This is a genomic window from Halogeometricum sp. S1BR25-6 (assembly GCF_031624495.1).
In the GTDB taxonomy this organism is placed as follows: Archaea; Halobacteriota; Halobacteria; order Halobacteriales; family Haloferacaceae; genus Halogeometricum; species Halogeometricum salsisoli.
On sequence record NZ_JAMQOP010000002.1, the window covers coordinates 224,033 to 247,854 of the forward strand.

Below are 23,822 nucleotides of genomic sequence, written 5' to 3' on the forward strand. Positions count from 1 at the left end.
CTGACTCACGTGAGGGTAGGCGGAAGCTCGGTGGCGTCTCGCGACGGCGCTTCGTGAAGGCGGCAGGTGGCTCCGGTGTTGCTGTCGGTCTGGCGGGCTGTATCAGCAGCACGAACGGAGGCGGCGAGGGCAACGGCGGCGGTTCCACCGACTCCGGAACCGAAACCGCCATCGACACCGGCGAGGTGACCGAGGACATCACCGTCCAGATTGCGGGCGACTCGCGCATGTCCGACAACATCCAGGGCATCCGCGAGATTCTCCACAATCAGGGCGGTCTGGCTGACAACATCACGGTCGAGGTTATCGCCGGGTCGCAGGTGACGAACAACCGGCAGAACCAGTACCAGCAGTGGCTGGGTTCGGGCCGCGAGGAGCCGACGCTCCTGCTCATGGACTCGGGGTGGACCATCCCGTTCATCGCCCGAAACCAGATACAGAACCTCTCTGAGGCGCTGCCGGACGATATGGTCTCGACGGTCGAAAACGAGTACTTCCAGGCCAGCGTCAACACGGCGCAGGGCGAGAACGGGGACTTGTACGGCATCCCGATGTTCCCTGACTTCCCGACGATGCAGTACCGGAAGGACCTGCTCCGGAACGCGGGCTACGGCGACTCGGACTTCGAGACGTGGGCGACGGAGTCGATGTCGTGGGAGCAGTTCTCCAAGGTCACGAAGGAGGCGATGAACGCCAACTCCGACACCCAGTACGGGTACACCTTCCAGGCGTCGGTGTACGAGGGGCTCTCCTGCTGTGACTTCAACGAGTTCATGACCTCCTACGGCGGCGCGTACTTCGGTAACCCCGAGGAGAACCTGTTCGGACCCATCGGCGACCGACCCGTCACCGTCGACGAGCAACCGGTCATCGACTCCATCAAGATGGTCCGGACGTTCATCAACGGCGAGGACGACGAGCACGCCCTCGACGGTATCACCGGCAACATCGCCCCCGAGGCGGTGCTCCAGTGGACCGAGGAGCCGTCGCGCAAGCCGTTCACGGGCGGCGACGCCATCATGCACCGAAACTGGCCGTACTCCATCACCATCAACGGCGCCGAGGACGTCTTCGGCGAGGACCTCGGCGTCATGCCCATCCCGTACGGCGTCACCGCCGACGAGGCCCAGTACCCGATGACGGGCGGCCCCGTGGCCGCCCTCGGCGGCTGGCACATGGCGATGAACCCGAACGCCCCCTCGAAGAAGAAGCAGGCCGGGGTGCAGGTGCTCCGCGCGCTGATGCAACCGGACGCGGCGCTCGCGAACTTCGGTCTGCAGGGGTGGATTCCGCCGCGACCGTCGCTGCTCGACTCCCAGGAGGCGTCCGAAGTCGACGTCATCGGCCGCTACACGCAGCAGCTGAAGGTGGCCGGCGAGAACGCCATCCCCCGACCGGTCACGGTCGTCTGGCCGCAGCAGTCCAGCCAGATAGCGACCGAGGTCAACGCGGCGTACGCACAGGAGAAGGCGCCCGAGAAGGCGATGTCCGATCTGAAGTCGACGCTTCAGCAGATCGAAAACAGCCAGTAAAGCATCGGATAGAGATAAGTCACCCGCGAAACGTTATCATTTATCATGGCAACAGAACAAGACTCAGGAGACACGCTTCGGGATAGCTCCAGAAGCGGTCCGTACGTCTCCGCCGTTCGGTGGATGGAGTCGTTATCCGAGACACAGTTCGCCTATTTCCTGCTCTCGCCGGCGCTGCTCATACTGCTGCTCATCGCGCTGTACCCCCTCATACAGACGTTCAGCTACTCGCTGTTCGCCGACCAGTTGACGGGGTCGTCGCGGTTGGGTCAGTTCGTGGGCCTCCAGAACTACGTGGCGCTGTTCACGGGCGCGCGCGACTTCGCGCTCCCGTCGGCGTTCCTGCCGGAGTTCTCCTCGTCGTTCCCGTTCGTGACGGGCATCTACTCCAGCGCGCTGATGGTGACGCTCATCTTCACCGCGGTGAGCGTCCTGTTCGAGACGATTCTCGGCTTCGTGCAGGCGCTCGTCCTCGACCAGGACTTCCGCGGCCGACGGTGGGTCCGCGTGGCCATCATCATCCCGTGGGCCGTGCCCATCGTCATCCAGGGGATGATCTGGTACCTGATGTTCCAGCCGAACATCGGCTTTCTCATCGGAACGCAGCAGAACCCGACGTTCCTGAACACGCTGGGGCTCAGCTTCACGCCGCTCCGTAACACGGCGGACTCGCTGTTCCTCATCATCGTGGCCGACGTCTGGAAGACGACGGCGTTCATGGCGCTGCTCATCCTCGCCGGCCTGCAGAGTATCGACCGTTCGCTGTACGACGTGGCGCGCGTCTCCGGCGCGACCAACTGGCAGCAGTTCAAGATGATTACCTTCCCGCTCATCCTCCCGACGGTGCTGGTCGCGATGCTGTTCCGCACCATCGGCGCGATGCGCGTGTACGGCATCATCGAGACGATGGGCGGATGTACGACCGTCCCGTCGCTGTCGTGTCTGGTCGTGACGACGTTCAACAACTCGATGTACGCCACGTCCGCGACGGTGGCGTTCGTGACGGCGGCGCTCATCGGCATCGTCGTCTCGGTGTACCTCGTGAAGTTCGCCGATGCGGAGGAGGGATTCTAAGATGGCGACCGACAATCAACAGGACCCGTTCGAGACGAACCGAGACGCGGAGATAAAGCGAGGACCGCTCGAAACGTGGGTGGGCAAGGTCATCAAGAACCCCAAGCGCGCCTACAGAGCGATGTTCTACGTGGCGACGGTGTTCTTCCTCGTCACCACGCTGTTCCCGTTCTACTGGTTGTTAGTGCTCGCGCTGACGCCGAACAACCTCATCTCGAACATGGGGCTGCTGCCGAAGGGGTTCAACCCGGAGGTGTTCGTCACCATGTTCGAACGGGTGCCGTTCCACCTGTACATGTTCAACAGCTTCGTCCTCGGCCTCACGACGACCATCGTCGTGCTCCTGTTGGCGAGTCTGGCGGGCTACGTCTTCGGCCGTCTGCGGTTCCCCGGCCGGAGCTTCCTCATGTTGGCCATCCTGGCCATCTCGTACTTCCCGCCGGCGGCGTTCTTCCTGCCGCTGTTCCAACTGTTCACGGGCGGGACGACCCTCGTGCTCGGCCCCATCACCGTCTCGTCGCCGGACCTGTTCAACACGCCGGCACCGATGGTGTTGCCGTTCAGCGCGCTGTTCATGCCGCTGTCCATCTTCATCCTCACGACGTTCTACGGGCAGATTCCGGACGGCCTGGAGGACGCCGCGCGCGTCGAGGGGACGACCCGACTCGGCGCGTTGTTCCGCGTCATCATCCCGCTGTCGGCGCCCGGCGTCGCCACGGCGGGCGTCCTGACGTTCATCAGCGTCTACAACGAGTTCTTCTTCTCGTTCCTGATGAACAACGGCGAGGCGTCCTCGTGGGCGCCCATCGTCGCGGGCATCCTCAAATACCAGGGGCAGTTCGACACCCCCTACAACCTGATGGCGGCGGCGAGCATCGTTGGGGTTCTCCCCGTCGCGATTCTCGTCATCGTCGCACAGGAACGCATCGTGAGCGGACTGACTGCGGGCGCACTCAAGGAGTAATTCAATGGGAGAAGTAAACCTCGAAGACGTGACGAAACGGTACGAAGACGTAACGGCCGTCGACAACATGAACCTCGAAATCAGGGACAGCGAGTTCGTCTGTCTCGTCGGTCCGTCGGGGTGCGGCAAGTCGACGACGATGGAGATGATCGCCGGTCTGACCATCCCCACGGAGGGGACCATCTCCATCGGCGGCCACGAGGTAACGAACCTCCCGCCGAAGGACCGGGGCGTGGCGATGGTGTTCCAGAACATCGCGCTGTTCCCCCACATGGACGTGTACGATAACATCTCGTTCGGCCTCCGCCTCCGGAAGTACGACAAGGAGGAGATCGACCGACGCGTCGAACGCGCCTCCGACATCGTCCAGTTGGAGGGCATGCTCGACCGGATGCCCGACGAGATGTCCGGCGGGCAGCGACAACGCGTCGCCATCGCCCGCGCCATCGTCCGGAACCCCGAAGTGTTCCTGATGGACGAACCGCTGGCGAACCTCGACGCGAAACTCCGCGTCCACATGCGGACGGAACTCCAGCGCCTGCACAAGGAACTGGACACGACCATCATCTACGTGACGCACGACCAGGCCGAAGCGATGACGATGAGCGACCGAATCGCAGTCATCGACTCCGGTCAACTCCAGCAGATAGACCCGCCGCTGGTTTGCTACAACGAGCCGTCGAACCTGTTCGTCGCGGGCTTCATCGGGAGTCCGGCGATGAACTTCGTCGACGGGGAGGTAACCGAGGGCGGGTTCAGAAGCGAGAAAGTCAAAGTGGACTTCGACCCCGCCGACGTGGGGGCTACTGCGGGCGACGACGTGACGCTCGGTATCCGCCCCGAGGACGTCTACACACTCAACGACGCGGGGTCGCTGGCTAACCCGACGAAGGAGATAGAGGCCATCACGGACGTGCTCGAACCGATGGGTGACGAGATATTCGTCTACCTGTTGCTCAGCGAGGACGCGACGGTGGACCTCGACGAGGAATCCCGCGGGGGGATGACCGACCAACTGCTGATGAGCGTCGACCCCGACTCGGACATCTCGGAGGAGCAGGATGTCAACGTGGTCTTGGACCGGACCAAAGTACACCTCTTCGATACGGAGACGGGCGACGCCATCTCGCACGGCCTCGCGGCGACGGCGCCCACCGGTACGGACAGCGGTACGGCCGCCGAGAGCGACGACTAGTCGACCGTCGGCGGTCGCTTTTCCCGCCGCGGCACCGGACCTAAGTGCCGCCGCGCCGTTGTACGGGTATGGTTACCGAACTCGGGTGGCTCTACATCGGAGGGATGACGTTCCTGTTTTTCTTCTGGGCGTACGGTATCGTCTCCTTCGCCCTCGACCTGAAGAACGTCATCATCCCGAAAACCAGACAGTACCTCCGGGGGCGTCGCCGACTGAAACAACAGGAAGAAGAGGAGAACGAACGTGAGGAGCGCGAACGACAGTTGTACTGAAGGTGACAGTTCCCACCGTGGGAACGATGCCGCAACGAGAAACTTAACAACCCAGATAGTAATTTAAAAGATATGACCTCCGGGACTCCAACGCGCGTCGGCATCGTCGGCCTCGGCAACATCGGACACTACCACGCGGACCGTCTGATAGAAATCGGTGCGAACCTCGGCGGCGGCCTCGACATCCAACCCGACGCCCGAAACCGGTTCTCCGAGAAGTACGGCGTCCCCACCCACGAGGAGAAGGAGGGACTGTTCGAGGAAGTCGACGCCGTCATCATCACGACGCCGAACCGCTTCCACGAGGAGTACGCCGTCGCCGCCCTCGAAGCGGGTCTGCACGTCCTCCTGGAGAAACCGCTGGCGCACTCGCTCGAGTCCGCGGAGCGAATCGCCGCGGCCGCCGAGGACGCCGAAGGTGTCTGCATGGTCGGCTTCAACAACCGCTTCGGTAACCCCGTCCGCATCCTGAAGAGCTACCAGGCCGAGGGCCGCTTCGGCGAGGTGCAACACATCGAGGCGAACTACGTCCGCCGCCGCGGTATCCCGGGCCGCGGGTCGTGGTTCACCTCGAAGGACGTCGCCGGCGGCGGGTCCGTCATCGACATCGGCGTCCACGCCATCGACCTCTCGCTGTACTTCCTCGACTACCCGGAAGTCGAGGAGGTGTCGGCCGTCACCCGCGCCGACTTCGGCAACCGCGACGACTACGCCTTCGTCGAGATGTGGGGCGAGGACATCGGCCCGGAGGGCTTCGACGTCGACGACTCCGCGACGGCGTTCATCCGCTGTGCGGACGGGCGGACCGTCTCCTTGGAAGTCGCGTGGGCGTCGAACCGTCCGACGAACGACGAGTTCTACGTCCTCGGAACCGAGGCGGGCGCCCGCTACGACCGCGCGAGCCACGACCTGACGTTCTACGAGTCGGGCGTCGGCGGCAACAACCACCTCACCGACACGGACGTGGAGACGGAGGCCAACGACACCCACAAATCCGAGCAGAAACTGTTCTTGGAGGCCGTTCGCACCGAGGAGCACCCCGGCATGAACACCGTCGCGGAGGGCCTGCAGGTCCAACGCGTCATCGACGCCATCTACCGTTCCTCGGAGACGGGCCGGGCCGTCCAGTTGGCCGACGTCGACTCCCCCGTCGAGAACTCCTCGCCGGAGAACTGAGCCCCCCCGACTCCGAGTTCGGTCCGACCCGTCGGGAAAGTCATAAGTCGGTCTCGCCGCCAGGGTACCCTATGTCGCTTCTCGACTCGATTCGTCGCCCCGATTACACGGGCGAGCGACGCTGTTGGCCCTGCACGGCCGTCAACGTCGCCGTCCTCCTCGCCGCGGCCGTCGTCCTCTGGCCGCTCTCGACGACCGTCGCCCTCCTCGCCGCCGTCGGCGGCGGGGCGCTGGTCTACCTGCGCGGCTACGTCGTCCCCGGCACGCCCGAGTTCGCCCCGCGACTCGTCGCCCGACTCGGCCTCTCGCACCTCTTCGAGCACGCCCCGGACGGCGGCGAGACTCGTCAGTCCGACGAGTTAGGCGGCGAAGACGGCGAGCAGGTGCTGTTCGCGCTGTTCGAGGCGGGCGTCCTCCGCGAGGACGAGGACGGCGCGCTGTATCTCTCCGGGGAGTTCTGGTCGGCGTGGGAGGCGGAGATGGCGTCGCTGCGCGACCGCGGCGACGAGGCGGTGGCGGCCGCCGTCGCCGAGGCCGCCCCGTTCGACGCCGAGGGCGGCGTCGACTACGGCGGCATCACCGTCGACGGCGAACGGGACTCCATCTGGCTCTCGCGGGCGCACGCCGTCGGCGACGCCGCCGCGGTGCGGACGATGGCGGCGTTCGACGTGCCTGAGTCGGTCCGCGCGCCGGCGACGGCGCCGCTCCGGATGTTCCTCGAATCCTGCCCGCTCTGCGGCGGTCCCGTCGAGGAGCGGACGACGGCGTTGGACTGCTGCGGCGGGACGATGGGCGTGTACGACGACCCCGAAGACGAGATACTGGCCTGCGCGGACTGCGGAGAGACGCTGTACGTCTTCGAAGAGGAGAAAGCGGGTGAGGAAGACGCGGACGCCGAGTCGGACACCGGCCCCGACACCGACGCCGACGCCGCGTAGCGCGGGTCGGGCGGTTCAGACGAACTGTTTTCGGTCCGGGACCTCGTCGCGGCCGAGGATTATCTCCTGGGCCTCCACGTCTTCGAGCGCAGAGACGAGACCGCCGATTTCGAGGACGCCGTCCTCGGTCTCCATCTCGAAGGAGGCGACCTCTTCGGATTCCTCGAAGGTGGTCCTGCTGACGCGTCCCTCGACGACGATGGAGTCGCCGGACTCGACGTGTCGGCCGGAGACGGAGGCGTAGAACTCCCCGCCGAGTTCGCGCACGTCCTTCACGGCGCGACGGATGGAGGCGTAGCGGCGGGGGAACGGGCGGCGCTTGCCGTTGGCCGCCAGCGTCTCGGCCGTCGTCCAGAGGACGGTGCCGAAGAAGCCGCTGACGAGGAAGCCCAGCGCCGAGCGGTTGAAGATGACGCCGTAGCGGTCCTTGTCGTCGCGGAGGGCGTCCTGCGTCGCGTACACCGAGTACTCGCCGTCGGCGACGGCGAGGACGGGCGTGGTGATGCCCCGTCGGCCGCGCGCGATGGTGGCGACTTCGAGGTAGTCGAACTCCGCCGGGTCGGGGGCGCGAGAGAGCGGCGTGATGAGGAGGTCGACGCTCACCCCGTCGTCGATGGCCGAGGCGAGTTCGTCGTGGAAGCGGCGCAGGAGGTCCGGCGTCAACGACAGGATGAGTTCGTACTCGGCGTTCTCGATGATCTCCTCGATGTAGCGAAGGATGGTCGACCGCGACTTCACGAGCGAGACGGCCTCGGTGTCGCGGGCGGGTGCGGTGTAGCGGGCTTCCAGTTCGGAGATGAGGTCGTCCAACGAGGTCTTCACGTTCGCGAACGCGTCGTCGGGGTCGACGGCGACAATCTTCATCGGGCGCGACTCGCGGAGCTCGACGAGGCCGCGGTCCGAGAGGCTTCGGACGGTGTCGTACACGCGGGGTTGCGGGATGTCGGTCCGGTCGGCGATCTCCGAGGCGGTGAGTTCCCCGTGTTCGAGGACGGCGAGGTACGCCTCTATCTCGTACTCGCCGAGGTTGAACCGCTCGCCGACGCTTTCCATCGTCGTCCGCAGTTCGTCTGCCATATCTCACCCCTCTCTGTGGACCCCCTTGATGTTTACTATTAATTGAGTAGCACTGTCCTTCGGAACACGATGGTATATAACGTTCGAACGGTCTGGACGGGGTATGGGTCGGCGGAGCGGAGACGGACGCATCGAGTGCGTCGACTGGGGAAGCCGTTTCGGACGGTTACACTGTGGCCGTCTCTTCTAGAGGACCGCCCTTCGCCGTCGAATCGGTGTTCCGAGGTCGTTCTCAGCGATTGCACCGCGAGGCGAGCGAACGCGAGTCTCGCGGCATCTTTTTGTCGCCAGAACGCGGCGCGTTCTGGCTGAACAGCCAGAAATCTCCGATTTCTGGCGGTGCCGTCAGACGGCACAGCCGTCTGACTGCTAACCGGAAAGCTCTGCTTTCCGGTGATGGTCCAGATTTTTGCAAGGAGGGCTCTCCACAGCGAGCCGAAGGCCCGCGAGGAAGCCCGACGTCTCCGAAAATCGAAGATTTTCGGGATGCACGGACAGCTTCGCTGTCCGTTAACACAGCAAAACGGTGGTGTTACATGTACATCCGGTCCTCGGGCATCTCCTCCTCGCGCGCTTCGAGGCGTTCGGCGAGTTCGGCGTAGTGCTGTCGCACTTCGCCGGCGAACGCCTCCAGGGGGTCGGCGTCGAGTCCCAGTCCGTACACCGACTCCGCGGCCTCCACGAGGCGGACGGCGGCGTCCACGTCGGGCACCTGCGCGTGGACGGGCGTGATGTAGACGCAGACGCCGAGCGGGGAGTCGATGCCGCGTTCGACGAGAGCGGCGTTCGTCCCGTCGAAGAACCCGCGACCCATCGGCGGAATCTCCGTGTCGGCCAACCGGCGCTCCCGGTAGTCGTCGGTGGCCACGAAGTACGTCTCGTGCTCGGCGTGGCTGTGCGGAATGGGAACGCCCGAGAGGACGGCTATCTCGTCGACGCCCTTCTGTTCGGTCCACTCCAAGACGGCGTCGGAGAACGCCCCGCCCGCGGCCGCCGGCACGAACAGTTCGCCGACGAGGACGGTCACGTCGAGGTCCGGCCGCGAGAACAGTCGGGTGTGGTGTCGCGGACGCCCCTCCTCGAACGGGGTCACCGCGGGCAGGCCCTCGACGGTGAGGTGACCGATTTCTTCGAGTTCGAGTTGGTCGACGACGAAATCCGCGGCCGTGAGTCCGGCGAGGCCGAACGTCGAGAAGCCGGCGAGCAGCGTTTCTCCGGGCGACTGGTCGGAGGAGATGGCGAAATCTGGTGTCTGTCTGAAGCGACCGAGCATGTTCGGGGCGAAGACCGGCGGGGACTTAGCGCTTCACCCTGCTGCCGACGTCCGGTCCGGAGTGGTGGCCCTTTTTCTCGGACCCCGCCGTGGTCCGGCGTATGCAGGGGACCCCGGCGCCGACGCCGACAGAGGGCGAGGAGTTCGTTCGACAGTTGCTCCCGGACTTCCTGTTCTTCCCCGGCGCGCACTACGTCGCTGCCGTCCTCGTCTTTCTCGTCGGCTACGCCCTCTCGGGCTACGTCGTCCGACTTATCGGTCGGCCCGTGGCGAGACGGTTCCGCCGGCAGAGCGTCGCACAGGTCGTCCTCCGCCTCGTCCGTTCGGTGACCGTCTTCGCCTCGCTCGTGGCGGCGGGCGTCGTCGCCGGCCTCGAATTCGGCAACATCGCCATCTCCGTCGGGGTGTTCTCCGCCGTGGTCGGTATCGTCCTCGCGCCCATCGTCGGGAGCGCTATCAACGGCCTGTTCGTCCTCGCGGACCAACCGTACGAGGTCGGCGACATGATCGAACTCGAAGACGGCCGGAAGGGGTTCGTCGACGAGATAACCATCCGCTACACGAAGATGTTCACCCTCGACAATACTTTTCTCGTCATCCCCAACTCCTCCATCCGCGACCGGTTGGTGACGAACTACTCAGCGGAGGACGAACGCGTCCGCCTCCGTCTCGGCTTTCTGGCGACGTACGAATCGGACATCCCGCGGACGCGGGAACTGCTCGAACGGGCCGCCAGCGACGTCGACATGGTGGTCGAGGGGGGTCCGGACATCCGAGTGGGAAGCGCCCGCTACCCCGCCAAGCCGACGGCGTACATCGACGAGTACGGCGACAGCGGCATTTTGGTGACGCTGCGCTACTGGGCGAAGAAACCGTACAAACTCCTCACCGTTCGCTCGCGCGTGCAGTCGCGGCTGTACCGACTGCTCGAAGACGAAACCGACGTCGAGGCGGCGTACCCGCACAGACACCACGTCTTCGACGACACCAGCGGGTCGCTCCGCGCGGAGGTGGGCGAGCGACCCGACGAGTCGTGGTCCGACGCCGGCGGGCGGATAGACCGGCGCGGCCGCGACGGCGAGCGGAACTGAGCGGCCGTCGGCCCCGTCGTCCGACCGTTTCTGACGGTTCCGACGGTTCCGAGGGGATTCAGGCCTCGCTCTTCTGGTCCGGTCGAACCGTGATGACCGTACAGTCGAGTTTCTGTCTGAGGTACGTCTCGATGTCGGGGTCGTCGAGGAAGCGCCGCAGCATCCGCCGCCAGCGACTCGCCTGCTTCGACCCGATGACGACGATGTCCGCCTCTTCGGCCGCCGCCTCTTCGAGGATGGTCTCCTCGACGAGGAAGCCGCGTCGGATGACGTACCGCGTTCGTTCGAGTCGGCCGAACTCCCGCTCTATCGCGCGTTTCAACTCGGCCCTCGTCACCCCGCGGTTCTCCTGGTACAGGTCGACGTGGAGAATCGTGAGTTCGGCCTCGCGTTCCTCGGAGATGCGGACCGCTTCCGAGAGCGTTGCTTTCGAGTGCTTCGTCAGCGGGTACCTGACGGGGACCACCACTCGCGTCATCGTCGGAGGAGACGGCGCCCGCCCGCCTGAACGTTTCCCCTTCGGCACGGACCGCCGCGCGGGGGCGAACTCCGCCTATCGCCGGCAGCCGACTCTCCGCTCAGTCGTCCGCGGCGGACCCCGAGACGCGTCTGATTCGCCCGTCGATTCCGGCGTCGAGACCGAACTCGCGGGCGTAGTCGGCGAGCACCTCGTGCTGAATCCGTCCCTCGGCGGCCCGGTGGCGCGGTCCGATAGTCGGGAACTCGTGGTCGCTGTGGAGCAGGTAATCGGCCGTCGCCACCTCGTACGTCGCCTCGGAGTCGATTGGTTCGCCGCCGACGCGCGCGGAGACGACGGCCTCCCGGTCGTCGTCCCAGACGAGTTCGACGCCGCTCAGATGGCCCTGCCACCAGTTGGGTTCGCCGAAGTCGACCGTCGCGGCGGCGCACTCGCGCAGGACGGCGCTGAGTTCGGCGCCGGTCAGTTCCGCGAGGACGACGCGCTCTTCGAACGGGATGACGCTCACGAGGTCCGCGATGGTCACCTCGCCGTCGAGGGGCGGGCCGTTCCGGATGCCGCCGCTGTTCTGCAGGCCCACGTCGGCGTCCATCGACCACCGGTAGGCGTCGGCGACGAAGTTGCCGACGGCGCACTCGCCGCCGAACACCGTCTCCTCCGAGCGGTCCATCGGCTCATCGACGACGGCGACCACCTCGTCCAACCCCGCCGCGTCGACGCGCCCGCGAAGTCGTTCCGTGAGGGCCTCGTGGACGGGCGCGTCGGCCGTCTCGTGACGCGTCGCCGTCGCGCGTGCGTCGCCTCCCTCGCGGCCCGCGCCCAGTTCCACCTCGAAGACGACGTGCCCGTTCGCGCCGGGTCGGAGGAGCAGCGTTCCGTCGACGTACTCGCGTCGCTCCGCGTGGACGTGTCCGCCGAGAACCGCGTCGACGTCGACGCGCCGGGCGAGTTCGTCGTCGCCGCCGCCGAGATGTGAGAGCACGACGACGCGGTCGACGCCGGCGTCGCGGAGCGCCTCCACCTCGCGCTCTACGGCCTCGTAGGGGTCCTCGAACGTCAGGTCGGCCGCCATCGGATTTAACGACGGCGTCGCGGGGTCGGTGACGCCGACGAACCCGACGCGCGCGCCGTCCACCTCGCGGACCGCGTGCGGCACCGTCTCGTCGAACCGCTCGCCGTTCTCGTCGCGGACGTTCGCCGACACCCACGTCTGCGGGGAGTCGGCGACGATACCGCGCGTCGCGTCGGGGCCGTAGTCGAAGTCGTGGTTCCCGAAGGTGTCGAAGTCCGCTCCGACCGCATCGAAGAACTCCAGCGACTGCCGGCCGCGTTCGATGAGCGAGAGGACGCCCGGTGCGGTGGTGTCGCCCGTGCCGCAGACGAGGGCGTCGTCGCCGTCGAGGGCGCGGACGAGACCCGCCAGGCGCCCGGCGCGGACCGGGTCGTCGTAGACGTTCTCGATGTCGGAGTAGTGGAGGAGACGCGGCATACACCGGTCGTGACGCCGCGGAGAAGATGAAGCCGTCGGTCGAGCGGTTCGGTTACTCGCCGTCGCCTTCGAGTTGGAAGGCGACTTCGACCTCGGCCTGGTACTGGCGTCCCTCGACGCTGGCTATCTCCACGCCCATGCTCTCGACTTCGATCCAGTGGACGTTGTCGAGCGTCTCCTCGGCGCGGTCTGCGGCGTTGTCGACGGCCGCGTCGAAGCTCTCGTCGCTGTGCCCGATGAGTGTGATCTTCTTGTATACCATTATGTTAGTCCGCTGTTGCGGGCAGGCGCCGTCCGCGAATTGCCCGTACGGAGACGAGGGTCTGAATTATCATGTAGTTGGCGGCGTCGTCGGTGACGGAGGAAGCGAGGCCGACTCACGCCCGCGACCGGTCGAACCGCGCCGTCAGCGCCGTCACCACGCCGCCCAACTGCCCGCTCCCCCACACCGCGACGGCGACGGCGCCGAGGGTGTTGAACAGGAGGTCCATCATCGTATCGGCGAGGCCGTACTGGGTGAGGACGGTGCCGACGCCGAACGCCGCGGCCGCCAGCGAGATGAGGAACTCGATGACCTCCCAGAACACGCCGAACGCGACGGTGAACGTGAGAATGAACACGAACATGAATCTGGGAGGGAGCGAGACGGCCTCGCTGTGTAAGTCGAACGCGCGGGCCGTCGCGTAGCCGACGGCGGCGACGATGCTCGCCGAGAGGGCGTGCGTGAGGTGGTCCCACCACCAAACGTCGGCGTAAGGGGTGCCGACGAACGGGAGGGCGACGGTACCGAGGCCGTGCAGGAAGACGGCCAGCGTCAGCCACAGCGTCAACCCGGCGTCCATCGGGATGTCGTAGTCGTGCTCCAAGACGCCGGGGAGGAAGGTGACGCCGAAGGCGACGAGGGCGTTGACGACGACGCCTCCGTTCCGCGAGACCAGACCGACGACGACCATCAGACCCAACAGCGCCTGCATGACTCGGCTCGCCTGTCGCTGTCGTCTCTCGGAGATGTGGAGGGCGTCTCTGACCTTCACCGCCGGGCCTCCGTCTCGTCCCCGTTCGACGCTCCCGCGGCGGGCCGCGCCCCCGCGTCCCCCTCGGGGAGGCGACTGTGCAGGCGGGCGAGGCGGCGGAAGTAGTACTCGAAGAGGACGCCCGCGAAGACGCCGGCGACGGTGGCGGCGACGAAGTCCCACATCAGCGCCTCCTCGATGACCTCCTCCGCCCGGCCGTCGTAGAGGAACGCGGTGCCGACCAGCACGTCGGAGGCCCAGCGAACGACGGCCCAGACGCCCGCGGCGGCCATCGTCGTGACGACGACGAACGCGACGGCGAACGAGTGGTTCATCCGAATCGAGGTGAACACGTCCAGTTCGACGGCGACGATGAGGGCGACGGCGGCGACGGCGAGGTAGGTGGCGACGCGCCCGGTGAACGTCATCCCGCCCACCGTCTCGCCGGTGACGAGGGCGCGGGCGATGATGGGGAGGGCGGCGAGGAACAGTACCTCCCACGGCAGCATCGACGTGGGGTCTCTGAGCGCTATCGCCGGGACGAGGGCGACGGCGGCGACGGCGAGCGTAAACCCCGCCCACTGGAGTTCGCCGTCGACGAACTGACCCGCGGCGGCGACGAGCAGGAACCCGACGAGGAGCCACGAGAGACCCGTGTTGACCCGTCGACTCTCGACGACGCTACGCAAGCCAGTCTGCGACATGGGGAAACGTAGGATGGCCGGGACAAAAACGGTTCGCGATGGTCACGACGTGGACACGCGATTCGGGGGTCGTTCGGAGACTCCGGTCGGCGCGCTCAGCGCGCCTCCGGGTGCACCACGTCGTACTCCTCGGAGTCTCCGCCGTCGACGCCGATGACCGCCCACTCGTAGGCCGGGTCGGCCTCGCTCAACTGCCCTCGTAAGTCCCCTGCGGCCTCCTTCCAGGTGACGAAACACCGGAGCGGATGCCCCCGTGTCTCGCCGCCGTCGGCGACGGCGCGTCGTCCCCGCACGTTCGAGTCGGCGTCGAGGACGGTTACCTGCACGGTCCGCCACTTGCGCTCTGCGACGAACTCCGGCCCGTCGCCCGAGACGGTGTATCCGAGTCGACTGAATATCGACCGAGCTTCCTCCGACGGAGGCATGCTGACAGGGGGCATGTACCGAACGATACCACGGCTCATCAGATAAAGCTTGGCACAGTTTGTCACACGCGAGAACGTCCGCAGAACGACGTCGCCGCGGGTCGCCCTCGGCGGTGGCGCGACGTTTACTCGTGGGCGGCGTCCCACTCGTCGGGTTTGCGGATGTTGCCGCAGACGTTGCACTGGATGCGGCCCATCGTGTCCATCGCGGTGTCGAGGGTGTCGCAGTTGCCGCAGAAGTAGCCCCACCGCGTCTCGCGGTCCTCGGTGACGAAGACGGCGAAGAACGGACCCTGCGCGCCGCGCTCGGCCTCCTCGCGGTCGACGTACACGGTCCGTCCGTCCTCGGTTTCCCGGTCTTCGAGTTCGGCAGCCATGGGCCGTCGTTCGACCTCCGGGCGGTTTACCCTGTCGTTCCGCCCTACGTCCGGAACGACTCGCCGCACCCGCACTCGCTGACGACGTTGGGGTTCTCGACGTGGAAGCCCGCGCCCTGCAGGCCGCCCTCGAACTGGAGGGTCGACCCGCCGATGTAGTTCTGACTCGCCGGGTCGACAAACACCCGGAGGCCGTTCTGTTCGATGATGGCGTCGTCCTCTTCGGGTTCGTGGTCGAAGCGCATCCCGTAGGAGAGACCCGCACAGCCGCCCTGCTGGACGAACAGGCGAAGTCCTGACACGTCGGTGTCCATCCCTTCGGACTCCATCAGTTGGAGGGCCTCCGAGGCCGCCGATTCCGTCACCGTCACGGCCGCGTCGGTCCCGCCGTCGACCGTCTCGGTACTCATGGGAGAACGTACCCGGTACACCCTGTTAACGTTGACGCCGACCGCGACCCGGTCCGAACCTCCGTTCACCCCTCCGTCTCGACGGGCCGCACCGCCGTGGCGACGAGTTCGCCTTCGACGCCGACGTCCGCCGTGACGCTCGCGTCCGCGAACCCGGCGTCATCGAGGGCCGCGCGAACCTCGCTCGCGTCGACGACGCGGAACGGCGTTCGCTCGGACGCGACGCCCACCGCGCCCGTCCGGCGGTCGGTGACCCGATAGTCCGCGCGAATCGCCGATTCCCCGAGTGCGACGTCGACGGCGCGTTCGAGCACGTAGCGCGCGCCGCGGTACGTCTCCACGCCCGACTCGGCGACCGCCCGCGCGTCGGAGAACGCGCCGGCGACGAGGATACCGCCCGGTCTGAGGGTCGCGTACGCGCCCGCGAAGAGCGCCGAGAGCGGGGCCGGTGGGGACACGCCGGTCGCGTCGAAGGCGCAGACGGCGTCGAACGCGGCGCGCAGGGGCGGGTTCGCCGGGTCGCCGCGGACGACGGGCGCGCCGCGCGCGGCGGCGAACGCGAGCAGTTCCGGGGAACGGTCGACGCCGACGGCGTCGTAGTCCTCGCACAGGCGGTCCAACAGCGTTCCCGTGCCGCATCCGAGTTCGGCAACCCGGTCGACGTCGGCGGGGAGGCGCGCCGCGAGGAGTTCTCGACGGACGTCCGTTCGGGCGGACGCCGCCTCGGAGACGTCCATTCGCGCGCGGACGGGCGCGAGCGTCGTCGTCAGCGAGTGGTCGGCGTCGGGGGCCTCAACCACGCGGGCGCAGGCGTCCGCGAACGACGGGGGGCGCGGGCGCGACGGCATCTTAGGTCACGTCACTTGCCGCCTGCGTCTCCGTCTTCGCCCTCGAACCGCGCGCGAACGCTCTCGGCGTGCGCCTCCAACCCCTCGGCCTCGGCCAGTGTCTCAACGGTCGAGGAGAGGTCCGACAGCGCCCCCTCGTCGAGTCGCTGGACCGTCGTCGACCGGAGGAACGTCTCCACCGAGAGGCCGCCGTAGCGCTTCGCGCCGCCGGAGGTGGGGAGGACGTGGTTCGTCCCGGAGGCGTAGTCGCCGGCCGCCACGGGCGTGTGCGGCCCGAGGAAGACGCTCCCGGCGTTCGAGATTCTATCCAGGAGCGCCTCGTCGTCGTCCGCCTGAATCGACAGGTGCTCGGCGGCGTACTCCTCGGCGAACAGCACCGCCTCGGACATTGACCGCGCGAGGAGGACGCCCGAAGCGTCGTTCTCCAGCGCGCCGCGAATCGTCTCGGCTCGCTCCCGACCGTCGACCCGCCGTTCGACGGCCTCAGCGATTGCCTCGGCCGTCTCGGCGTCGTCGGTGACGGCGACGACGGAGGCGTTCTCGTCGTGTTCGGCCTGCGCCACCACGTCGGCGGCGACGTACTCCGGTTCGCAGGTGTCGTCGGCCAACACGAGCACCTCCGACGGCCCGGCGAGGAAGTCGATGTCGACGTCGCCGCGCACCTCGGCCTTCGCCGCCGTCACCCACTTATTACCCGGTCCGACCACCTTCTGCACCGCTTTGACCGTCTCGGTGCCGTAGGCGAGGGCGGCGATGCCCTGCGCGCCGCCGACGCTGTAGATTCGGTCGGCGCCCGCGATGTGCGCCGCCGCGAGGGTGATGGGGTTCACCGGGTCGCCCGGCGGCGTGGCGACGGCGACGTGTTCGACACCGGCCACCTTCGCGGGGACGACGCCCATCAGGACGCTGGAGGGGTAGGCGGCCGTCCCGCCGGGGGCGTAGACGCCCACCCTGTCGAGGGGTCGGAACCGGCGGCCGAGTTCCCGCCTTCCGGGAGAGCGTCGCTCCCCCGACGTCGCGTTCGCCTCGCTCACGCGACCCTCCCCGAACGACTCGCGCCAATCCTCGGGCATCTGCCGCTCGTGGAACTCGCGGATGTTCTCGGCGGCCGCCTCGATGGCCTCGCGCACGTCGTCGTCTATCTCCTCAAAGGCGCGTTCGGCGTCGTCGGTCACGTCCAGGTTCCCCACTTCGACGCCGTCGAACTCGCGGCAGAAGTTCCGCACCGCCACGTCGCCCTCCTCGCGGACGCGAGAGACGATGTCCCGCGCGTCCGACCGTGCCTCCGCGACGCCGGCGTCCCGTTCGAAGAACGCGGCGCGTTCGGCCGGCGCGAGTTCGGCCACCTCCCGAACGTCGAGTTGCATGCTCCGCGATTCGGTAGCGTCGGGTAAGGACGTTCCGGAACCGCGGCCGTGGTTCCCGCCCCGTTCCGCCGGCGCTCCGGCCGTTCCGCTTTGTCCGCCCGCGCTCACCGCCGCCGCCCTCTTGTGTCCCGCGCGAGACACCACGGTCGATGACCACCGACCCGGTTCGCGTGCTCAGCTTCAACGTCCGGTACGACACCGACCACGACGGCCCCGACGCGTGGCCGAACCGCCGCGAGGACGCCATCCGCCTCGTGCGCTATCACCGTCCCGACGTGGTCTGTCTGCAGGAACCGCTCGAACACCAACTGGACGCCTTCCGCGAGGGACTTGAGGGGTACGAGTGGGTGGACGTCCCACGCACGGGCGAGAAGGACATCGACGGCGTGACGGACGAACACGTCCCCGTCGGCTACGACGCCGACCGGTTCTCCCTGGTCGACGACGAGACGTTCTGGCTGTCGGAGACGCCGGAGGAAGTCGGGAGCGTCGGTTGGGACGCCGACCTGCCGCGCGTGCTCACGCGCGCGACGCTCGAAGACGAGTCGGGCGACCGCTTCCACGTCGCCAGCGTCCACCTCGACAACAAGGGGCCGGAGGCGCGCCTCGAAGGCGCGAAACTCGCCCGCGACCGCCTGCGCGAACTCGACGCCCCCGTGATTCTGGCGGGCGACTGCAACGACACCCCGGACTCCGACCCCATCGCGGCGTTCACGGAGTACTTCGACGACGCGAAGGAGGCCGCCGAACACGGCCACCACGGCCCGGACAAGACGATGCACCGCTTCACCGGCGAACCGAAGGAGCGCATCGACTACGTGTTCGTCCGCGACTGCGACGTGAAACTGAGCGCGACGCTCGCCGACCGCATCGACGACGACTCCTACCCCTCGGATCACTTCCCCATCGCGGCGGACGTGGTGCCGCGGTAGCGGAACGGAACGGAGGCGAGGAGAAGAGAAGAGAAGAGAGGTTCATGTCCGAACGTGCTCCGGCGGCGAAAAAACACACTGAGCCGGCGACCCCGTCGGAGTCCCCCGATTCGGTGACGGCCGACGGCGCCGTACGCGGTCGGTCTCAGAGACGGACCGTGCCGACGACGAACGCCACCACCGGGACGGCGACGAGGATGTGGAAGGCTGCGAGGACGACCTGTCCGGCGGCGGTGACGCCCATCGAGGGGGCGACGGTCAGCACCGGGACGAGCATCACCGCGAAGACGGCGGCCGCGAGGGCGACGAAGTTTCGCGTCGGACGCGCGGTGAAGCGGTCGAGGGCCGCGTACGCGACGGCGGCGAACACGCCGGCGACGACGGCGCTTCCGAGCAACGGGCCGGCGGCGAAGGGGTCCATCGCACCCCCCGCGCCGACGTCCACGCCGAGGAGTTCGACGGCGAGTCGGGCGGCGAACACGAGGACGACGGCCGTCAGGACACCGAACGCGGTTCGGCGGGCGAGGTCACCCGCGGTCGTCGGCGCAACCGCTCCAGACGTTGTGAATTGCATACCCCCTCGTACGCGCGCCGAGGAGATAATCTAGCCAGTCGTGCTCGGTCGTAAAATCGGAGAGAAGATTCGCGTTCGTCCGGCCGCCGGATGCGGCGTTGAGAACCGAATTACTGCCGCGTCAGGTTCGCCGCGCGCGGACCCTTGGGGGCGTCTTCGATGGTAAACTCTACGTCTGTTCCCTCTTCGAGGTCCGGGCCGCCGATGTCTTCCATGTGGAAGAACACGTCGTCGTCAGCGTCGTCCGTCGAGATGAAACCGTAACCGCCAGTGTCGTTGAAGAAATCAACGTTTCCTTTCGCCATTGCGTTTCAACACAGCGGAGGTGTACGCATAAGGCTTCCGAGATATCAGCTACCACGCGATATTCGTAGACAATCGTCCTCTAAATCAGCGAAAACGAATACGAATATTCTGATTCGGTAGTTCCGAGAGGCGCGGTCGTCGGTATCCAGTTCTCCGAGGGTCAGTTCTGTCGAATCGGCGATTCGGGCGCCGGGTCGCGACGCCGCGTTGAGCGTTCACTCGGGTGTCACGGAGTTCTCGGCGGGGTCCGTGAACGGGCACATCAGATAGCCGCCGAACCCGAGACCCGAGTCAAGGGGAGGGGCGGGAGAGGCGGCGGAGCGTTCGGAAGCGATTCGGGACCGGTTCGTCCGCCCGAGTCGACTACTCCTCGGCCGCGTCGGACTCCCAGCCCTCGGTGAAGATGCGGTCCTCGTCGGCGCCCGCCTCGACCAGCAGGTCCTCCGTCTCGACGACCATCTCGGGGACGCCGCAGACGTAGAAGTCCGTCTCCTCGACGTCCAGACCGTCCAGCGCGTCCGGGAGGTGGTCCTGCACGTGCCCCGTCCGACCGTTCCACGCCTCGCTCTCGGCGTCCGAGAGGACGTAGTCGACGTCGAGGGTCGCCTCCTCGGCGCGGAGTTGGTCGAGGCTCTCGCGGAAGATGAGGTGCTCCTGGTCGCGTTCGCCGAACACGAGGCGCGCGTCGCCCTCGCCCTCGCGGGCGTACTGTTTGACCATCGGGTAGAGGGGGGTGATGCCCGTCCCGGTGGCGAGGAAGACGGCGTCGCGGTCGAAGTCGCGCACGTGGAGGTTACCGTCGACCTCCTCGACCTCTATCTCGTCGCCCGGCGTCCGTTCGTGCATGAAGACGGAACCGGTGCCGTCGTCGTAGCGCTTGATGGCGAGAATCAGCTGATTCGTCCCCGGCAGGTTCGCCGCCGTGTAGGGTCGCGCCTCCTCCTCGCCGTCGGATTCGAAGTGGACCATCGTGTGCTGGCCCGGGTCGTACTCGAAGGTGTGCTCGTCGGCGACGAGGCGGAACTGCTTGACGTCCGGCGTCATCCGGTGTACGTCCGCGACGGTGACGGTGAGCGTCATATTCCCGGCTTAGGAGTGAACGCGCAAAGGCGTGCTGGCGGGTCGGTCGGCGGGCCGAACACAGAACTATCCGTCTCGTCTCCCACTATCCGGTATCCATGTCGCGCCACTTCCTCACCGCCCGTTGGCGCAACCTCCTCAACCTCACCTACGCCGTCCCGCCGGAGACGTTGGAACCACACTGTCCGGACGGCGTCGAACTGGAGGTGCAGGACGGCGAGAGTTTCGTCAGCCTGGTCGGCTTCGACTTCGAGGACACCCGCGTCTTCGGCGTCCCGTGGCCCGGCTACCGCGACTTCCCCGAACTGAACCTCCGCTTCTACGTGCGCTACGAGGGCGAACGCGGCGTCGTCTTTATCGGGGAGTACGTCCCGAAGCGCCTCGTGGCGTGGATGGCCCGCGGCATCTACAACGAACCGTACACGTACGCGCCGATGAAACGCGCCGAACGGATCGGCGAGGGCCGCCGGTCGTACTGGCTCGGCGTCCGGCGCGGCGGCGAGACGCACTCGTTCACTGTCGAGACGACCGACGCCTCGCCGTCGGTCCCGCCTGAGGACACGCCCGCGTACTTCTTCAAAGAACACGAGTGGGGGTTCGGCGAGGGACACCGCGGAGCGACGAAACGCTACCGCGTCGACCACCCGCAGTGGGCGGTCTACGACCCGGTGGACGTCTCTTTGGACCTCGATTACGGCGTCCTGTACGGCGAGAAGTGGTCGTTCCTGAACGACGCGGAGCCGAGACACACCGTCTTCGCGGAGGGGTCCGACGTGGTCGTCTACCCGTCCGAGGTGCTCTGAGGCGGCGGGTACGGCGCGACACGGCGCAACCGGGCCCGCGCTCATCCGTCCGTCGCGTGCCGTTCGAGAACGGGAACGCGACTCCGGAGCAGCGAGCGCAGGTGGTCGGCGCCGTCGAGGACGGTCAGGTCCGCCTCCGGAAGCCACGCCGCGAGGCGGCGTGCGCCTTCGACGGGAACGTTCGCGTCCTCGTCCCCGTGCCACAGACCGACCGGCGCGGCGACGTCTTCCAGCGAGAACTCCCACGGGTGAGCGAGCAGACGCGTCTCCGTGACGAACCCGCGCCGGTGACGGGCGAACGCCGCCGCGAAGTCGCGCGCGACCAGGTCGGCGACGCCGTCCGGGAGGGCCCCGTCGACGGAAGTGTACTGAGAGGTGACGAGCGACGGCGGGGCGCGCCGCGCGAGTCGGGCCTGCGCGCCGACCAGTCGCGCCGCCAGCGACGGCATCCGCTCGCAGAGTATCTCGAGGAGGCGAAGCGTCGGCGGGGGCGACGAACGGAGGGATGGGGGGACGGCGCCGGCGACGACGTCGACGCGGCGGACGCGGTCGCCACGCGTCGCCGCCGCGGCGAGGGCGTGCGGGCCGCCGCCGGAGAAGCCGACGAGGCCGACGCGCGAGGCGTCCGCCTCGTCCGCCACCGCGGCGACGACCCGTCCGGCGTCCGCCGGCGTCCGAACCGGTTCGGCGTCCGAACGTCCGTACCCCGGTCTGTCGGGGGCGAAGACGCGGACGCCCGCCTCGAACGCCCGGTCCGCGAACAGGCCGCCGAGGAGGCGCGACCCGGGGGTCCCGTGGAGGAAACAGACCGGGACGCCCTCGGGGTTGCCGTACTCGGCGTACGCGACCCGACGACCGTCGGGCAGGCGGACCGACCGGAGGGTCGACCCGTCGACCGCCGGCGCTCCGTCGGCGACCAAACGGTTCGTCTCCGCCCGCCCCGTCGCCGTCCGAGACGCCGCTCCTCCGTCCGTCGAGTCGGCGCATCTCTCGTTCATCGCTCGGAGGTTCGGCCGCGAGGAGGGAATCGATACTCCCGGACGAGTGCGGTGCTTTATGTCGCTCCTCCGTCGCCTTCGCGACGTGAACCGAGTCGCGTTCGGCGTCACGTACCCGCCGGAACGGATTCACCCGCTCCACCGCCGACTGACGCGGACCGACGGCGCCTCGCGGATGGAACTGCTCGCGTGGGGGCCGACGGACGAGGTGACGACGCTGTCGTGGTTCGACGCGACGCCCGAGACGGCGCGCGGACTGCTCGCGGCGGTGGAGTCGACGGCGACGACCGACCTCGTCGCGGGCGACGGCGGCACCTACGCCTTCGTCCGCCAGACGCGCTTCGAGTTCGACGACGCCCTGCTGGCCGCCGTCGCGGAGGCCCGGGCGGCGTTCCTGCCGCCGGTGACGTTCCGCGAGGACGGGACGGCGACGGTCGAAGCGGTCGGCGAGCGCGCGGCACTGAGCGAGTTCTACGAGGCGCTCGACGAGTTGGTCGACGTGCGGGTCGAACGCGTCCGCGACTTCCGGCGGGGCGGGTCGCCGCCGACGCTCACCGACCGGCGGCGCGAGGCGGTGGCGGCGGCGTCGGCGGTCGGGTACTACGACGTTCCCCGGACGGGCACCGTCGCGGACGTCGCCGCCGAACTCGACTGCGCGAAGAGCACCGCGGGCGAACTGCTCCGCCGCGCGGAGGCGGCGCTGGTCGACGAGTTCACTTCGCGAGGGTCGCTCGGCGGGGACGAAAACGGGTGCGTTCGATAGCGCGGGGGGTCGCCCACTCGGAACGGAGTTTTAGGACAGCGAGTCGTAGTCGTAGTTCGACGTCGCCTCGGAGAGTTCCTCCAGCGCCGCCTCGTCCTCGTCGAGGTTCTGCTGCAGCAGTTCCGCCGCGTCCTCGCGGCCACTCTCGCGGGCGAGGGCGACGAGGCTCTCGTAGGCCGATTGCTCGTACCGTTCGGTCTTCGTCGCGGTGACGAGGTTGTAGTAGTCCAGAACGGGACCGGACTCGCCCTCCTCGAGGAACTCCTCCCACTCGGTCAGGAGACCCTCGATTCCCTCGCACTCCTCGGTCTGCGGCGGTTCGCCGGACTCCTCGAACACCTCGACCAGTCGGTCGATGTGCGTCGCCGTCTCGTCGAGGTGCGAGCGGAACAGTTCTTCGACTTCCTCGTCCTCGCTCAACTCCGCCATCCGCTCGTACGCGGTGGTGAGTTCGTGGGCGGCGAAGTAGATGTCTTGCAGTTCGTGCTCGAACAGTTCGTCCATACTCGCGACAGACATGACAGATACGTACAGTGGCGTGCGTCGGAATACGCTTGTGGCCCGAGCGGCTCCGAAAATGCCGAGAGTCTCCCGCTCAGAGCGTGCCTCCGAGGCGTTCGGTCGCTGTCTCGTTGACGAAGTAGGTCGCCTCGTACGGGCCGA

Annotated in this window: 28 protein-coding genes; 11 read left to right on the forward strand and 17 right to left on the reverse strand. The window is 67.5% G+C overall.

Annotated features, from left to right (window positions below):
• The first annotated feature begins 53 nt into the window (after positions 1-53).
• The 7 genes from NDI76_RS11110 (at position 54) to NDI76_RS11140 (ending at position 7,151) form a co-directional block, all read left to right on the forward strand.
• Positions 54-1,532 carry an extracellular solute-binding protein gene (locus NDI76_RS11110; protein ID WP_310924947.1) on the forward strand — a complete coding sequence of 493 codons (1,479 nt, stop codon included), beginning with the start codon at positions 54-56 and terminating at the stop codon, positions 1,530-1,532.
• Between the two features lie 123 nt (positions 1,533-1,655).
• Positions 1,656-2,606, forward strand: a complete 951-nt coding sequence (locus tag NDI76_RS11115; RefSeq protein ID WP_310924948.1) for a carbohydrate ABC transporter permease — start codon at positions 1,656-1,658, stop codon at positions 2,604-2,606.
• A 1-nt stretch (position 2,607) separates the two neighbouring features.
• Positions 2,608-3,570, forward strand: coding sequence for a carbohydrate ABC transporter permease (locus NDI76_RS11120; RefSeq protein ID WP_310924146.1), 963 nt, complete (start codon positions 2,608-2,610; stop codon positions 3,568-3,570).
• Between the two features lie 4 nt (positions 3,571-3,574).
• The gene (locus NDI76_RS11125) at positions 3,575-4,765 is read left to right on the forward strand and encodes an ABC transporter ATP-binding protein (RefSeq protein WP_310924147.1); all 1,191 of its coding nucleotides are present in this window, start codon (positions 3,575-3,577) and stop codon (positions 4,763-4,765) included.
• A gap of 68 nt (positions 4,766-4,833) precedes the next feature.
• Complete coding sequence (locus tag NDI76_RS11130) at positions 4,834-5,037, forward strand: DUF8005 family protein (RefSeq protein WP_310924148.1); 204 nt, start codon at positions 4,834-4,836, stop codon at positions 5,035-5,037.
• A 72-nt stretch (positions 5,038-5,109) separates the two neighbouring features.
• Positions 5,110-6,213 carry a Gfo/Idh/MocA family protein gene (locus NDI76_RS11135; RefSeq protein ID WP_310924149.1) on the forward strand — a complete coding sequence of 368 codons (1,104 nt, stop codon included), beginning with the start codon at positions 5,110-5,112 and terminating at the stop codon, positions 6,211-6,213.
• A 71-nt stretch (positions 6,214-6,284) separates the two neighbouring features.
• The gene (locus NDI76_RS11140) at positions 6,285-7,151 is read left to right on the forward strand and encodes a DUF8054 domain-containing protein (protein ID WP_310924150.1); all 867 of its coding nucleotides are present in this window, start codon (positions 6,285-6,287) and stop codon (positions 7,149-7,151) included.
• 15 nt (positions 7,152-7,166) lie between these two features.
• On the opposite strand, the gene trmB is transcribed toward NDI76_RS11140, so the two are convergent.
• Positions 7,167-8,228, reverse strand: coding sequence for an HTH-type sugar sensing transcriptional regulator TrmB (gene trmB / locus NDI76_RS11145; protein ID WP_310924151.1), 1,062 nt, complete (start codon positions 8,226-8,228; stop codon positions 7,167-7,169).
• A 532-nt stretch (positions 8,229-8,760) separates the two neighbouring features.
• A complete protein-coding gene (locus tag NDI76_RS11150) occupies positions 8,761-9,501 on the reverse strand; it encodes a proteasome assembly chaperone family protein (protein WP_310924152.1) in 741 nt (246 codons plus the stop codon).
• A 101-nt stretch (positions 9,502-9,602) separates the two neighbouring features.
• On the opposite strand from NDI76_RS11150, the gene NDI76_RS11155 reads away from it, so the two are divergent.
• Positions 9,603-10,592 carry a mechanosensitive ion channel family protein gene (locus NDI76_RS11155; protein ID WP_310924153.1) on the forward strand — a complete coding sequence of 330 codons (990 nt, stop codon included), beginning with the start codon at positions 9,603-9,605 and terminating at the stop codon, positions 10,590-10,592.
• Between the two features lie 58 nt (positions 10,593-10,650).
• Here the strand turns inward: NDI76_RS11155 and NDI76_RS11160 are convergent, their stop codons facing one another.
• The 10 genes from NDI76_RS11160 to hisD all read right to left on the reverse strand — a co-directional run bounded on the left by NDI76_RS11160 (position 10,651) and on the right by hisD (position 17,703).
• The gene (locus tag NDI76_RS11160) at positions 10,651-11,070 is read right to left on the reverse strand and encodes a universal stress protein (protein ID WP_310924154.1); all 420 of its coding nucleotides are present in this window, start codon (positions 11,068-11,070) and stop codon (positions 10,651-10,653) included.
• A 100-nt stretch (positions 11,071-11,170) separates the two neighbouring features.
• A complete protein-coding gene (locus tag NDI76_RS11165) occupies positions 11,171-12,559 on the reverse strand; it encodes a bifunctional metallophosphatase/5'-nucleotidase (RefSeq protein ID WP_310924155.1) in 1,389 nt (462 codons plus the stop codon).
• Positions 12,560-12,611: 52 nt separating this feature from the next.
• The gene (locus NDI76_RS11170) at positions 12,612-12,821 is read right to left on the reverse strand and encodes a dodecin (protein WP_310924156.1); all 210 of its coding nucleotides are present in this window, start codon (positions 12,819-12,821) and stop codon (positions 12,612-12,614) included.
• A gap of 115 nt (positions 12,822-12,936) precedes the next feature.
• On the reverse strand, positions 12,937-13,593 hold the full coding sequence (locus tag NDI76_RS11175) for a DUF2238 domain-containing protein (protein ID WP_310924157.1): 657 nt from the start codon (positions 13,591-13,593) through the stop codon (positions 12,937-12,939).
• Positions 13,590-14,276 (reverse strand): hypothetical protein, encoded by a 687-nt coding sequence (locus NDI76_RS11180; RefSeq protein WP_310924158.1) that lies wholly within the window; start codon positions 14,274-14,276, stop codon positions 13,590-13,592. The genes NDI76_RS11175 and NDI76_RS11180 overlap by 4 nt, the downstream gene beginning before the upstream one ends.
• A gap of 95 nt (positions 14,277-14,371) precedes the next feature.
• Positions 14,372-14,716, reverse strand: a complete 345-nt coding sequence (locus tag NDI76_RS11185; protein ID WP_310924159.1) for a DUF7116 family protein — start codon at positions 14,714-14,716, stop codon at positions 14,372-14,374.
• 110 nt (positions 14,717-14,826) lie between these two features.
• The gene (locus tag NDI76_RS11190) at positions 14,827-15,078 is read right to left on the reverse strand and encodes a DUF5816 domain-containing protein (RefSeq protein ID WP_310924160.1); all 252 of its coding nucleotides are present in this window, start codon (positions 15,076-15,078) and stop codon (positions 14,827-14,829) included.
• A gap of 44 nt (positions 15,079-15,122) precedes the next feature.
• Positions 15,123-15,488 carry a HesB/IscA family protein gene (locus NDI76_RS11195; RefSeq protein ID WP_310924161.1) on the reverse strand — a complete coding sequence of 122 codons (366 nt, stop codon included), beginning with the start codon at positions 15,486-15,488 and terminating at the stop codon, positions 15,123-15,125.
• Positions 15,489-15,553: 65 nt separating this feature from the next.
• Positions 15,554-16,336, reverse strand: coding sequence for a class I SAM-dependent DNA methyltransferase (locus NDI76_RS11200; protein WP_310924162.1), 783 nt, complete (start codon positions 16,334-16,336; stop codon positions 15,554-15,556).
• Between the two features lie 11 nt (positions 16,337-16,347).
• The gene (gene hisD / locus NDI76_RS11205; protein WP_310924163.1) at positions 16,348-17,703 is read right to left on the reverse strand and encodes a histidinol dehydrogenase; all 1,356 of its coding nucleotides are present in this window, start codon (positions 17,701-17,703) and stop codon (positions 16,348-16,350) included.
• A gap of 149 nt (positions 17,704-17,852) precedes the next feature.
• Here hisD and NDI76_RS11210 point away from each other — a divergent pair, with 149 nt between their 5' ends.
• A complete protein-coding gene (locus NDI76_RS11210) occupies positions 17,853-18,635 on the forward strand; it encodes an endonuclease/exonuclease/phosphatase family protein (RefSeq protein ID WP_310924164.1) in 783 nt (260 codons plus the stop codon).
• Positions 18,636-18,780: 145 nt separating this feature from the next.
• Here NDI76_RS11210 and NDI76_RS11215 read toward each other — a convergent pair whose 3' ends face one another.
• The 3 genes from NDI76_RS11215 to NDI76_RS11225 form a co-directional block, all read right to left on the reverse strand.
• Positions 18,781-19,209 carry a DUF6069 family protein gene (locus NDI76_RS11215; RefSeq protein WP_310924165.1) on the reverse strand — a complete coding sequence of 143 codons (429 nt, stop codon included), beginning with the start codon at positions 19,207-19,209 and terminating at the stop codon, positions 18,781-18,783.
• Between the two features lie 110 nt (positions 19,210-19,319).
• On the reverse strand, positions 19,320-19,514 hold the full coding sequence (locus NDI76_RS11220) for a cold-shock protein (RefSeq protein WP_008382898.1): 195 nt from the start codon (positions 19,512-19,514) through the stop codon (positions 19,320-19,322).
• 364 nt (positions 19,515-19,878) lie between these two features.
• On the reverse strand, positions 19,879-20,595 hold the full coding sequence (locus tag NDI76_RS11225; protein WP_310924166.1) for a ferredoxin--NADP reductase: 717 nt from the start codon (positions 20,593-20,595) through the stop codon (positions 19,879-19,881).
• A 98-nt stretch (positions 20,596-20,693) separates the two neighbouring features.
• On the opposite strand from NDI76_RS11225, the gene NDI76_RS11230 reads away from it, so the two are divergent.
• The gene (locus NDI76_RS11230) at positions 20,694-21,398 is read left to right on the forward strand and encodes a YqjF family protein (protein WP_310924167.1); all 705 of its coding nucleotides are present in this window, start codon (positions 20,694-20,696) and stop codon (positions 21,396-21,398) included.
• 41 nt (positions 21,399-21,439) lie between these two features.
• Here the strand turns inward: NDI76_RS11230 and NDI76_RS11235 are convergent, their stop codons facing one another.
• Complete coding sequence (locus NDI76_RS11235) at positions 21,440-22,396, reverse strand: alpha/beta fold hydrolase (RefSeq protein ID WP_310924168.1); 957 nt, start codon at positions 22,394-22,396, stop codon at positions 21,440-21,442.
• 85 nt (positions 22,397-22,481) lie between these two features.
• On the opposite strand from NDI76_RS11235, the gene NDI76_RS11240 reads away from it, so the two are divergent.
• A complete protein-coding gene (locus NDI76_RS11240; RefSeq protein ID WP_310924169.1) occupies positions 22,482-23,159 on the forward strand; it encodes a helix-turn-helix domain-containing protein in 678 nt (225 codons plus the stop codon).
• Positions 23,160-23,189: 30 nt separating this feature from the next.
• Here the strand turns inward: NDI76_RS11240 and NDI76_RS11245 are convergent, their stop codons facing one another.
• A complete protein-coding gene (locus NDI76_RS11245) occupies positions 23,190-23,678 on the reverse strand; it encodes a YciE/YciF ferroxidase family protein (protein ID WP_310924170.1) in 489 nt (162 codons plus the stop codon).
• Positions 23,679-23,822: the final 144 nt, after the last annotated feature.

Bases quoted from the DNA above. Each gene is read 5' to 3' on its own strand.
- NDI76_RS11115 (WP_310924948.1), top strand. From the start codon at position 1,656: ATGGAGTCGTTATCCGAGACACAGTTCGCCTATTTCCTGCTCTCGCCG.
- NDI76_RS11120 (WP_310924146.1), top strand. From the start codon at position 2,608: ATGGCGACCGACAATCAACAGGACCCGTTCGAGACGAACCGAGACGCG.
- NDI76_RS11125 (WP_310924147.1), top strand. From the start codon at position 3,575: ATGGGAGAAGTAAACCTCGAAGACGTGACGAAACGGTACGAAGACGTA.
- NDI76_RS11130 (WP_310924148.1), top strand. From the start codon at position 4,834: ATGGTTACCGAACTCGGGTGGCTCTACATCGGAGGGATGACGTTCCTG.
- NDI76_RS11135 (WP_310924149.1), top strand. From the start codon at position 5,110: ATGACCTCCGGGACTCCAACGCGCGTCGGCATCGTCGGCCTCGGCAAC.
- NDI76_RS11140 (WP_310924150.1), top strand. From the start codon at position 6,285: ATGTCGCTTCTCGACTCGATTCGTCGCCCCGATTACACGGGCGAGCGA.
- trmB (WP_310924151.1), bottom strand. From the start codon at position 8,228: ATGGCAGACGAACTGCGGACGACGATGGAAAGCGTCGGCGAGCGGTTC.
- NDI76_RS11150 (WP_310924152.1), bottom strand. From the start codon at position 9,501: ATGCTCGGTCGCTTCAGACAGACACCAGATTTCGCCATCTCCTCCGAC.
- NDI76_RS11155 (WP_310924153.1), top strand. From the start codon at position 9,603: ATGCAGGGGACCCCGGCGCCGACGCCGACAGAGGGCGAGGAGTTCGTT.
- NDI76_RS11160 (WP_310924154.1), bottom strand. From the start codon at position 11,070: ATGACGCGAGTGGTGGTCCCCGTCAGGTACCCGCTGACGAAGCACTCG.
- NDI76_RS11165 (WP_310924155.1), bottom strand. From the start codon at position 12,559: ATGCCGCGTCTCCTCCACTACTCCGACATCGAGAACGTCTACGACGAC.
- NDI76_RS11170 (WP_310924156.1), bottom strand. From the start codon at position 12,821: ATGGTATACAAGAAGATCACACTCATCGGGCACAGCGACGAGAGCTTC.
- NDI76_RS11180 (WP_310924158.1), bottom strand. From the start codon at position 14,276: ATGTCGCAGACTGGCTTGCGTAGCGTCGTCGAGAGTCGACGGGTCAAC.
- NDI76_RS11185 (WP_310924159.1), bottom strand. From the start codon at position 14,716: ATGCCCCCTGTCAGCATGCCTCCGTCGGAGGAAGCTCGGTCGATATTC.
- NDI76_RS11190 (WP_310924160.1), bottom strand. From the start codon at position 15,078: ATGGCTGCCGAACTCGAAGACCGGGAAACCGAGGACGGACGGACCGTG.
- NDI76_RS11195 (WP_310924161.1), bottom strand. From the start codon at position 15,488: ATGAGTACCGAGACGGTCGACGGCGGGACCGACGCGGCCGTGACGGTG.
- NDI76_RS11200 (WP_310924162.1), bottom strand. From the start codon at position 16,336: ATGCCGTCGCGCCCGCGCCCCCCGTCGTTCGCGGACGCCTGCGCCCGC.
- hisD (WP_310924163.1), bottom strand. From the start codon at position 17,703: ATGCAACTCGACGTTCGGGAGGTGGCCGAACTCGCGCCGGCCGAACGC.
- NDI76_RS11210 (WP_310924164.1), top strand. From the start codon at position 17,853: ATGACCACCGACCCGGTTCGCGTGCTCAGCTTCAACGTCCGGTACGAC.
- NDI76_RS11215 (WP_310924165.1), bottom strand. From the start codon at position 19,209: ATGCAATTCACAACGTCTGGAGCGGTTGCGCCGACGACCGCGGGTGAC.
- NDI76_RS11220 (WP_008382898.1), bottom strand. From the start codon at position 19,514: ATGGCGAAAGGAAACGTTGATTTCTTCAACGACACTGGCGGTTACGGT.
- NDI76_RS11225 (WP_310924166.1), bottom strand. From the start codon at position 20,595: ATGACGCTCACCGTCACCGTCGCGGACGTACACCGGATGACGCCGGAC.
- NDI76_RS11230 (WP_310924167.1), top strand. From the start codon at position 20,694: ATGTCGCGCCACTTCCTCACCGCCCGTTGGCGCAACCTCCTCAACCTC.
- NDI76_RS11235 (WP_310924168.1), bottom strand. From the start codon at position 22,396: ATGAACGAGAGATGCGCCGACTCGACGGACGGAGGAGCGGCGTCTCGG.
- NDI76_RS11245 (WP_310924170.1), bottom strand. From the start codon at position 23,678: ATGTCTGTCGCGAGTATGGACGAACTGTTCGAGCACGAACTGCAAGAC.